This is a genomic window from Actinomyces urogenitalis DSM 15434, assembly GCF_000159035.1.
Taxonomy (GTDB): Bacteria; Actinomycetota; Actinomycetes; order Actinomycetales; family Actinomycetaceae; genus Actinomyces; species Actinomyces urogenitalis.
In genome coordinates this window covers 490,931-500,453 of the sequence record NZ_DS999576.1, presented here as the reverse complement: position 1 = coordinate 500,453, position 9,523 = coordinate 490,931, and the positions used below count along the sequence as shown (strand labels likewise).

Annotated in this window: 9 protein-coding genes; 8 read left to right on the top strand and 1 reads right to left on the bottom strand. The window is 70.1% G+C overall.

Annotated elements, in window-relative coordinates; all coding sequences use genetic code 11:
* From HMPREF0058_RS10340 to HMPREF0058_RS10305, 8 genes are all read left to right on the top strand, one after another.
* The coding region (locus HMPREF0058_RS10340) for a helix-turn-helix transcriptional regulator (protein ID WP_006549742.1) at positions 1-457 on the top strand (457 nt) is incomplete at its 5' end.
* A 139-nt stretch (positions 458-596) separates the two neighbouring features.
* Entirely contained in the window at positions 597-878 is a 282-nt protein-coding gene (gene tatA, locus HMPREF0058_RS10335) for a Sec-independent protein translocase subunit TatA (RefSeq protein WP_006549741.1), read from the top strand.
* Positions 879-973: 95 nt separating this feature from the next.
* Positions 974-1,795 (top strand): twin-arginine translocase subunit TatC, encoded by an 822-nt coding sequence (tatC, locus tag HMPREF0058_RS10330; protein ID WP_006549740.1) that lies wholly within the window; start codon positions 974-976, stop codon positions 1,793-1,795.
* A gap of 61 nt (positions 1,796-1,856) precedes the next feature.
* Positions 1,857-2,816, top strand: coding sequence for a diacylglycerol/lipid kinase family protein (locus tag HMPREF0058_RS10325; protein WP_040319941.1), 960 nt, complete (start codon positions 1,857-1,859; stop codon positions 2,814-2,816).
* A 54-nt stretch (positions 2,817-2,870) separates the two neighbouring features.
* Positions 2,871-5,750 carry a DEAD/DEAH box helicase gene (locus HMPREF0058_RS10320; protein WP_006549738.1) on the top strand — a complete coding sequence of 960 codons (2,880 nt, stop codon included), beginning with the start codon at positions 2,871-2,873 and terminating at the stop codon, positions 5,748-5,750.
* Positions 5,751-5,759: 9 nt separating this feature from the next.
* Positions 5,760-6,665, top strand: coding sequence for a DUF808 family protein (locus tag HMPREF0058_RS10315; RefSeq protein ID WP_006549737.1), 906 nt, complete (start codon positions 5,760-5,762; stop codon positions 6,663-6,665).
* 1 nt (position 6,666) lies between these two features.
* Positions 6,667-8,268 carry an apolipoprotein N-acyltransferase gene (gene lnt / locus HMPREF0058_RS10310; protein WP_006549736.1) on the top strand — a complete coding sequence of 534 codons (1,602 nt, stop codon included), beginning with the start codon at positions 6,667-6,669 and terminating at the stop codon, positions 8,266-8,268.
* A gap of 24 nt (positions 8,269-8,292) precedes the next feature.
* On the top strand, positions 8,293-9,090 hold the full coding sequence (locus tag HMPREF0058_RS10305) for a polyprenol monophosphomannose synthase (RefSeq protein ID WP_006549735.1): 798 nt from the start codon (positions 8,293-8,295) through the stop codon (positions 9,088-9,090).
* Positions 9,091-9,133: 43 nt separating this feature from the next.
* Here the strand turns inward: HMPREF0058_RS10305 and HMPREF0058_RS10300 are convergent, their stop codons facing one another.
* Positions 9,134-9,487 carry an RNA polymerase-binding protein RbpA gene (locus tag HMPREF0058_RS10300; RefSeq protein WP_024035943.1) on the bottom strand — a complete coding sequence of 118 codons (354 nt, stop codon included), beginning with the start codon at positions 9,485-9,487 and terminating at the stop codon, positions 9,134-9,136.
* Between the last annotated feature and the right edge of the window lie 36 nt (positions 9,488-9,523).

The window sequence follows — 9,523 nt, the reverse complement described above, 5'->3', positions numbered from 1 at the left end:
CGACCCGGCGCAGCTGGAGTCTGACGGGTCTCACCTCTACCTGCGTGCGTGGTGCCTGAGCACCCGGGCCGAGCGCAGCTTCCGGCTAGACCGTGTCCTGGAGGCTGAGGTCCTGGACACGCCCGCCACGGCCCACCGCCTGGCACGCAGCCCGCGCGCACGCGCCGCACAGCGCAAACGTGAGAAGGCCAACACTGACCGGCCGCGGGCGACTCTGCACCTTGACCGGCGAGCCAGGTGGCTGACCGAGCAGGTGCCGTGCGAGTCGGTGACGCAGGAGGAGGACGGCACGCTCACAGCGGTCGTGCTGGGCCGCGACGAGCAGTGGCTGGTCAGCCTCATCCTGTCCTGCGGACGCGATCTTCTGGGCGTCCAGCCGCCTGGGCTGGCGGCCCAGGCGGCGCGGGCCGCCAGGAGCGCACTAGGTGCCTACGAGCGGCTTGGCGAGGAAGGGTAGGGCAGCGGCCCAGGCCCCGGCGGACCTACGCCGAGGGTGGAACACGGAGGCGAGCGTGCTGGACGCGCTGCGGGCTACGGCTAGACTCAAGCCCGTTCAGTCCGCTCATCGCCTGTCTACACGGAAGTAGGGCAACACCATGGGAGCTTTCAAGCCCTGGCACTGGATCGTGCTTCTCGTCCTCGTCCTTCTCATCTTCGGCGCTGGCAAGCTCCCTGACATCGCTCGCAGCCTCGGCCAGTCCATGAAGGTCTTCAAGAAGGAGGTCAAGGAGCTGCGCGAGGAGGATGACCCGGCCGCCACCGTGCAGCCCCCGGCCCAGATCCAGCAGCCGCAGCAGGGCACCTACTACACGCAGCCCACCCAGCCGGGTCAGGCTGCTCCGCAGCAGAACGCTGACGGCTCCACGCCCCAGGCCTGAAGCCCGCACGCGACCCGCGTCCGTCAGCCGGTGAGCCCCGGCTGACGGACGTGGGCGCCGTTCGTCGTCGTCCCCGTAGGAGTGAGGAGATCGGCATGCCCAAGCTGCCGAAGGTCACCAAGACCCGCCGCAAGGACAACCCTGATGCGGTCATGTCCATCGGCGACCACCTGCGGGAGGCTCGCAACCGTCTGTTCATCTCGGCTATCGGCGTGGTCGTGGGAGCGGTGGTGGGCTACCTCCTCTACGACTGGTGCTTCCAGCTCCTCATGCACCCCCTCAAGGTCGCCCAGGCCAACGGGCACAACGTGACGATGAATTTCGACACGGTGTTGTCCTCCTTCGACCTGAAGATCCGCATCTCCCTGTGGCTGGGCGTGCTGTTCTCCTCACCGCTGTGGATGTATGAGTTCTGGGCCTACGTGGGCCCGGGAATGACCCGTAAGGAGAAGCGCTACACCTGGGCCTTCGGCCTGGCCGGGCTCGTGCTGTTCGCCTGCGGCATCGGGCTGGGCGTCCTCATCCTGCCTCACGCTGTGTCGATCCTCGTGGGCTTCATGCCCACCGACACCGCCGGCTTCCTGCAGTACTCCTCCTACTTCTCCTTCGTCATGAGGATCATCCTGGTCTTCGGCGTGGCCTTCCTCCTGCCCGAGCTGCTGGTCGGCCTCAACCGGCTGGGTCTGATGAAGGGGCGGACCATGCTCAAGGGCTGGCGCTGGGCTGTGGTGGGCGTCTTCGCCTTCATGGCCGTGGCGAACCCGCTGCCTGACCCCTGGTCGATGATCATGATGGCCATCCCCATCTGCGGGCTGTACTTCGGTGCCTGTGGGCTGTCGATGGCGCATGACAAGCGGGTGGAGAAGAAGCGCGCGGCCCTGGACGCCGAGCTCGACGCAGCCCTGGCTGAGAGCTAGGCCCGTGCCCGCAGCTCCTACCCCCTCTCCCTTCCTTCGCCCCCTCGATCCCGGGATCCATCTGCGGGTGGGGCTCGTGGCGAACCCCACCTCCGGCAAGGGCCGTTTCACCGACGCCGCTGAGATCGCCCGCTGGACGCTGGAGCGACTGGGCTACGAGGTCGCCCTGGCCCAGGGCCAGGACTACGACTCCACCCGCCGCGCGGCCACGGCACTGGTCGAGGATGGGTCCGGGCTCGACGCCCTGGTCGTCATCGGCGGGGACGGCACCGTGCACCTGGGTCTGGACGTCGTGGCGACGACGTCGGTGCCGCTGGGCATCGTGCCGGTGGGCACCGGAAACGACATCGCCCGTCACCTAGGCATCCAGGCCCGTGACGTCGCGGCGGCCCTGCGCCTGGTCCACCTGGCGCTGTGCGGCCAGGAGGGCGCCACGGTCGCCGAGCTCGATGCCATCCACGCCACCCGGCCCGACGGCACACCGGTGCCCGACGAGCACGAGTGGTGCCTCGCCGTCGTCTCCGCCGGGATCGACGCCGCCGTCAACGCCCGGGCCAACACCCTGGCCTGGCCCTCGGGGGAGGGGCGCTACATGCGCGCCATCCCGTACGAGATCAGACACATGGCGCCCTACGGCTACCGGGTCACCACGGACGCGGGGACCTGGGAGGGTGGCGCGGTCCTCCTGGCGGTGGCCAACACCCGGTACATCGGCGGTGGGCTGGACATCGTGCCCGTGGCTGACCCCAGTGACGGCCTGCTGGACGTCATCCGGCTTGATCTCGTCTCGCGCACGGGGCTGGTGGGACACCTGGCCCGGCTGCGCCAGGGCTCGCACATGGACCACCCAGCCGTCCACCACGAGCGCAGCCGCGTGGTGACCATCGAGGCCTGGAGCGGGAGGCAGGGGCTGCGTACCCCACCCCACCCCATGGCCGACGGCGAGCCCGTGGCAGGACTGCCGCTCAGGCTAGAGGCCGAGCGGCGGGCGGTGCGGGTGATCGTCCCCTCTCGTGGCTGAGCGCCGCAGGACCTGGGGGCGGTAAGCGTCGCTGGTGCCACGTAGGGTGGGACTATGAGCTCTCCAGCAGAACGTTTCGCCGCTGCCAAGCGCCGGGCCGAGGCCGCCAGGAGCGAGCTGGCCCGTTTTGCTGCCGGCTACGACTTCCCCCTGGACGACTTCCAGGTCGCCGGCTGCCAGGCCGTCGAGCGCGGCGAGGGTGTGCTCGTGGCGGCACCCACGGGCGCGGGCAAGACGATCGTGGGGGAGTTCGCGGTCTTCCTGGGGCTGGCCAAGGGCCGCAAGACCTTCTACACCACCCCGATCAAGGCCCTGTCCAACCAGAAGTACCAGGACCTGGCCGCCCGCTACGGCCAGGACAAGGTCGGCCTACTGACGGGGGACACCTCGGTTAATCCTCATGCCGAGGTCGTCGTCATGACCACCGAGGTCCTGCGCAACATGCTCTACTCCTCCTCGCGGGACCTGGACCGGCTGGGATTCGTGGTCATGGACGAGGTCCACTACCTGGCGGACCGCTTCCGCGGACCCGTGTGGGAGGAGGTGATCATCCACCTTGATCCGCAGGTCCAGGTGGTCTCCCTGTCCGCCACGGTCTCCAACGCGGAGGAGTTCGGGGACTGGCTCGGCCACGTGCGAGGCAAGACGGCGGTGGTCGTCTCCGAGCACCGGCCGGTGCCGCTGACGCAGCACATGATGGTGGGCCGACGCCTGCTGGACCTGTACAGCGTTCCTGTGGCCCTGGAGGACGCCCACCAGGAGGCGAGCCATGCCGCCCAGCCGCCGCTCAACCCGGACCTGCTCAAGGCGGTGCGCAGCGCCCGGCGCGCTGCCGCCGGCCAGGCGGGAGGCTACAGCCGTGGGGCACGGGGTGGCACCCACGACACGGGCGGGTGGAGGGCCCCGCACCGGGGGCGGGACGGGGCCCGCAGCGCGCGGCTGCGTCCTCCCTCACGCCTGGCCGTCGTCGACGCCCTGGAGCAGGCTCATCTCCTCCCAGCAATTGTCTTCGTCTTCTCCCGGGCCGGCTGCGAGCAGGCCGTCTCCCAGCTGGCGGCCGCTGGGGTGGACCTGACCACGCAGGCCGAGGCCGAGCAGATCCGTGAGGTGATCGACCGCCGCACCTCTGAGATCCCTGCTGCGGACCTGGGGGTGCTGGGCTTCCACTCCTGGGCCCACGCCCTCCAGCGCGGCTACGCGGCCCACCACGCCGGGCTGCTACCGGTGTTCAAGGAGACGGTCGAGGAGCTCTTCAGCGCCGGGCTCGTCAAGGTCGTCTACGCCACGGAGACCCTGGCCCTGGGCATTAACATGCCGGCGCGCACCGTCGTCCTGGAGTCACTGCGTAAGTGGAACGGCTCGGCCCACGTCACTCTGACACCGGGGGAGTACACCCAGCTGACCGGGCGAGCCGGCCGGCGCGGTATCGACGTCGAGGGACACGCCGTCGTCCTGGCCGCCGACGACGTCGAGCCCGCCTTCGTCTCCTCCCTTGCCTCGCGGCGTACCTACCCGCTTGTCTCCGCCTTCCGCCCGACCTACAACATGGCGGTCAACCTCCTGTCCCGCTCCTCCCGTGCCCGGGCCCGGGAGGTGCTGGAATCCTCCTTCGCCCAGTTCCAGGCGGACCGAGGCGTGGTGGAGCTGGCGGCGCAGGCCCGGCGTGCGCGACGCTCGCTGGGCGCCCTGGAGGAGCAGATGGCCTGCCACCTGGGGGACTTTCGCGAGTACGCGCGGCTGCGTCAACGTATCGCCGAGGCTGAGGCGGACCTGTCACGTGACAAGCGGGCCAGGCGCCGCGCTGAGGCCGGACGCCAGATGGAGGGCCTGGCCCGCGGGTCGGTCGTCGTCTTCCGCAAGGGCAGGCGCCAGCGCCACGCCGTGGTGGTGGGTACGGGTGCGGACCGTACGGGCACCCCGTACCTGACGGTGCTGGGGGAGGACTCCAAGATCTATAACCTCACCCCGGACACCACCCCCGAGGGGGTGCTGCGTGTGGGCTCCTTGACCGTGGCGGCCAGCCTCGAGGTGCGCCGGCCACGAGACCGTGACCGGTTGGTCACGCGCCTGGTGGAGGGAATGCGGGCCGGACGCTTCGAGGAGGCTGGAAGGCCGGAGCGAGGGCCGCGTGCCAGCCGCAGCGCGGTTGAGCAGATTGACCAGCTGCGCCGGCAGATGCGCTCTCACCCGTGCCACGCCTGCCCGCACCGGGAGGAGCACGCACGCGTGGGGCGCAAGTGGGCCAAGGCCGTGGCGCAGGCTGAGCGCCTGACCGAGCGGATCGAGCGGCGGACCGGGACGATCGCCAGGCTCTTTGACGCCGTCTGCCAGGTCCTGGTCGCCCTGGGATACCTGCGCCCGGTGGCGCAGCAGGAGCCCGATGGCGAGCTTGCCGTCACCGGGGCCGGCCGGGTCCTGGCTCGGGTCTATGCCGAGCGCGACCTGCTCATCGCCCAGTGCCTGCGCCAGGGCGTGTGGCAGGGCCTGGGTTCTAGCGAACTGGCGGGAGCGGTGAGCGCCTGCGTCTACGAGCCTCGGGCCAATGTGGCCAGCCTCAGCCTGCCCGTAGCGCCGGGATCCGCCCTGGGGCGCAGCCTGCGCCAGGAGCTGGACGTCGCCCGGCGCATCAATGACCTGGAGGCCCTGGCGCGCCTGGAGCTGTCGGCCGGAGCGGAGCCAGCCATGGCCGCAGGCGTGCAGGCCTGGGCTGAGGGCGCCAGCCTGGCGCAGGTCCTGGAGGACTCAGAGATGACGGCGGGAGACTTCGTGCGCTGGTCCAGGCAGCTGCTGGACGTCCTGGGACAGCTCGCCACGCTGCAGCCTGACTCGCGCGAGGATCAGGCTCTGGGCTCCCAGGTGGCTGAGGTCTCGCGGACGGCGGCCGAGGCTAGCCTCGACGTCGACCGCGGCGTCGTGGCCTTTTCTGGGATGTAACCTGCCGGCATGTCTGGTTTCTTCGCCCTCCTGGACGATATCGCCACCCTGGCCAAGCTCACGGTCGCCACCGTGGACGATACGGCGGCCATGGCCGTCAAGACCTCGGCGAAGGTCTCCGCGGCCGCCGTCGATGACGTCGCCGCCACCCCGCAGTACGTCACCGGCATCTCACCCCAGCGCGAGATCCCGATCATCAAGCGGATCGCGATGGGCTCGCTGCGCAACAAGCTGCTCATCATCCTGCCGGTGGCCCTGGTGGTCAGCTGGCTGGCGCCCGCCCTGCTGCCGGTCGCTCTCGTGGTGGGCGGGAGCTATCTGTGCTTCGAGGCGGGGGAGAAGGTCATCGACAAGCTCCTCCATCCCTCCCACGCCACCGCCGAACAGGTGATGGACCGTGATGAGGACGCCGTCGTGCGCCAGGCCGTGACCACAGACTTCGTGCTGTCCACCGAGATCATGCTGCTGGCCCTGGCAGAGGTAGCGGGGGAGTCCTCGCTGCGCCGGGTCATCGTGCTGGTCATGATTGCCCTGCTCATCACCTTCGCCGTCTACGGCCTCGTGGCGGCACTGATTAAGGTGGACGACCTCGGCCTCCACCTGGCCTCGCGGGGTCGTGGCAGTGACGTCCAGCGGCTGGGACGCGGGATCGTGCGGGCGGCGCCGGGCCTGTTTACGGTCATCGGCATCATCGGGACGGTGGCGATGGCCTGGGTGGGTGGGCAGATCCTGGCTCACAACCTCGCCGAGCTCGGTGTGGCGGTTCCCGCCCACCTCCTGGAGGAGGCCGCGGGGCTGGCGAGCAACCCGGTGCTGTCATGGCTGGCGGCCACGGCGGCGGCCTTCGTCTTCGGCGTCGTCGTGGGACTGGTCCTGGCGGGCCTGGTGAGCCTGGCACGAAAGCTGGTGCGCTGAGGTGGCTCGCCGTGAGCGAGGGCGCCGGTGGGGTGCGCGCCTGGCCTGGTGGGCCTGGGCCAGCGGCTGCGGCCTGGCCGTGTCGGCCGGTTTTGCCCCGCTAGGAGCCTGGTGGGCAGTGCCGCTGGGGCTGGGAGGCATCATCGCAGCCACGACGCAGGTTACCTGGGGGAGCGCTGGTGCGCGAGGTCTGTTCTTCGGGCTGGGGATGTTCACGCCCCTGTTCCACTTCACGGCCGTGTCCATGGGCAACGCGCTGGGATGGGTCAGCCTGACGGTGGTGGAGTCCCTCTACCTCGTGGCCTGGGCGATGGCCTGGTCGGTGGTCAGTCGCCTACCGGTCCTGCGCGGCGAGCGGGCCAGGGCGATGGCAGGGCGCGCACTGGCGGCAGCCGTGCTGTTCGGCGGCGTGGAGGAGCTGCGCTCGAGCTGGCCCTGGGGAGGCTTTCCCTTCGGTCGCCTGGCCTTCGCGATGGCCGACGCGCCGAGCCTGCCCTTTGCGGCCTACGGCGGCTCCTTGGGGCTGAGCATCCTGGTGGCCTTGACGGGGGCGTGTGTGGCCGAGGCGGTGGGAGCCGCCCGCCGCCTGCGCCTGCTGCAGACCATCACCGCCGCCACGCTGGCTGGCGCACTCATCCTGGCACCGGTGGCGCTGCCGGTGGACTCGGTAGCCCAGGACGGGACCATCCGCGTGGGCGCGGTCCAGGGGGACGTAGCTGACAGCGCCCGCGCCGCTGACGACGCCTTCGCCAGGGCGCTGGAGGTCACAGGCAACCACGCCCAGGCGACCCTGGACCTGGCCGGCCAGGAGCCTGCAGGGTCGCTTGACCTGGTCGTGTGGCCCGAGAACGCTGCCGACCTGGACCCTCGTACCCACTCCTCGGCCGCCGTCCTCGTTGAGCACGCGGCCCATGCAGCCGGGGCGCCCGTGCTGGTGGGCGCCGTGGCCTACGAGGACGAGGTGCGCTACAACGACGTCGTCGTGTGGACCCCGGGCGAGGGCGCCGGGCAGTACTACCGCAAGCACCGCCCCGTTCCCTTCGGCGAGTACATCCCGTGGCGTCAGGCGCTGCGCCGGCTGACGAGCCAGGTGGACCGGATCGGGACGGATATGGTGGCAGGTACCGGACCGGTGACCCTGACCGTGCACGCTGCCGCTCGCGACGAGGACGTCACCGTGGCCATGGGCATCTGCTTCGAGGTCGCCTATGACGACATCCTGCGTCAGGGGGTGGAGCAGGGGGGCAGCCTCATCGTCATCCCGACCAACAACGCCAGCTTCGGCCGCTCGACCGAGGCAGCCCAGCAGCTGGCGCAGGGACGGGTGCAGGCGGTGGTGCACGGGCGCAGCGTCGTCCAGGTCTCGACCGTGGGCCTGACCGGAGTCATCACTCCCAAGGGCGTGGTGGTCCAGGAGCTGGAGCCCTTCACCCGCTCCGCCCTGGCTGCCGACGTCGGTTTGCGCCACTCGCTGACGGTGGCTGACAGGCTGGGGGCCTGGCCCGGGCGTGTCGTGCTCGCCGTCGCCGCGGCGCTCTACCTGACCGGTATCCTGTGCTGTGCACATGAGCAGCTCAGGCGTCGTCGCCGCCGGCGTCACTGAGGCAAGACATCGGAAGGCCCTGCCGTGAAGACCGTCGTCGTCATCCCGACCTATAACGAGATCGAGTCGCTACCCGGCGCACTGGACCGGGTGCGTCAGGCGGTGGCAGACGCCCATGTGCTTGTCGTCGACGACGCCTCACCGGACGGGACGGGTGCCTTCGCTGACGCCCGAGCCGAGCGTGACGACCACGTCCACGTCCTGCACCGCAAGGAGAAGGCTGGACTGGGCCCGGCCTACCTGGCCGGGTTCTCCTGGGCCCTGGCCAGCGGCTACGAGCTGGTGGTGGAGATGGACGCTGACGGCTCCCATCGGGCCGAGGACCTGGCGCTGCTCATCCAGCGGGCCGAGATGGCCGACCGGCCCGACCTCGTCATCGGTTCACGCTGGGTCTCAGGCGGGGCGACCCAGGGATGGGACGCTCGCCGGGTGGCGCTCTCACGTGCTGGCAACCTGTATATCAACGCCATGTTGGGCCTGCGGGTCAAGGACGCCACGGCCGGCTTCCGGGTCTACCGCGCCTCGATGCTCCGGCGGCTGGACCTGGGCAAGGTTGAGGCCATGGGCTACGGCTTCCAGGTCAACATGACGCTGCTGGTGGACGAGATCGGCGGACGCATCGTCGAGATGCCGATCACCTTCGTCGAACGGGAAGTGGGTCAGTCCAAGCTCTCGGGCGGGATCTTCTCCGAGGAGCTCGCGCTGGTCACGAAGTGGGGACTGCTCAAGCGTGGTGGTCAGGCGCTCCAGGCGGCGCAGCGCGCGGAGAACCAGTTTATGGACGCGCGCGAGCGCTGGTCGGAGCGTCGCAGACGACGCTGAGACCAGCGCTCGGTGGTGGGCTCGCGCCGTGCCGGCGGGAACCTCAGAAACGCTGACGGTAGATCTCGCCTGAGCGCAGCAGCTCCAGGCGCTCGTCGAGCAGGACCTTGAGCTCGTCGAGGCTGCGGCGCTCCAAAAGCATGTCCCAGTGGGTACGGGGAGCCTTCTTGGGCTCCTCGTCCTCAGGCTCCTCCTCGCCACGCAGGGTGGCGACCTGTCCGCACTCCCCGCACTCCCAGGTCTGGGGAACGTCCGCCTCCACGGACATCGGGACGACGGTCAGATGCGCCATCGGGCACTCGTAGGTGACGGTCTGGCGCTCTGCGAACTCCACACCCTCCTCAGACTCCATCGACTTCGCGCCGATGGTCATGCCTCGCAGTGCGCGGTCAGCCATGCTTGCCTCTCTCCTTGGTGGATGTGGTGCGTGGAC

Bases quoted from the DNA above. Each gene is read 5' to 3' on its own strand.
- HMPREF0058_RS10320 (WP_006549738.1), top strand. From the start codon at position 2,871: ATGAGCTCTCCAGCAGAACGTTTCGCCGCTGCCAAGCGCCGGGCCGAG.
- tatA (WP_006549741.1), top strand. From the start codon at position 597: ATGGGAGCTTTCAAGCCCTGGCACTGGATCGTGCTTCTCGTCCTCGTC.
- HMPREF0058_RS10315 (WP_006549737.1), top strand. From the start codon at position 5,760: ATGTCTGGTTTCTTCGCCCTCCTGGACGATATCGCCACCCTGGCCAAG.
- HMPREF0058_RS10300 (WP_024035943.1), bottom strand. From the start codon at position 9,487: ATGGCTGACCGCGCACTGCGAGGCATGACCATCGGCGCGAAGTCGATG.
- tatC (WP_006549740.1), top strand. From the start codon at position 974: ATGCCCAAGCTGCCGAAGGTCACCAAGACCCGCCGCAAGGACAACCCT.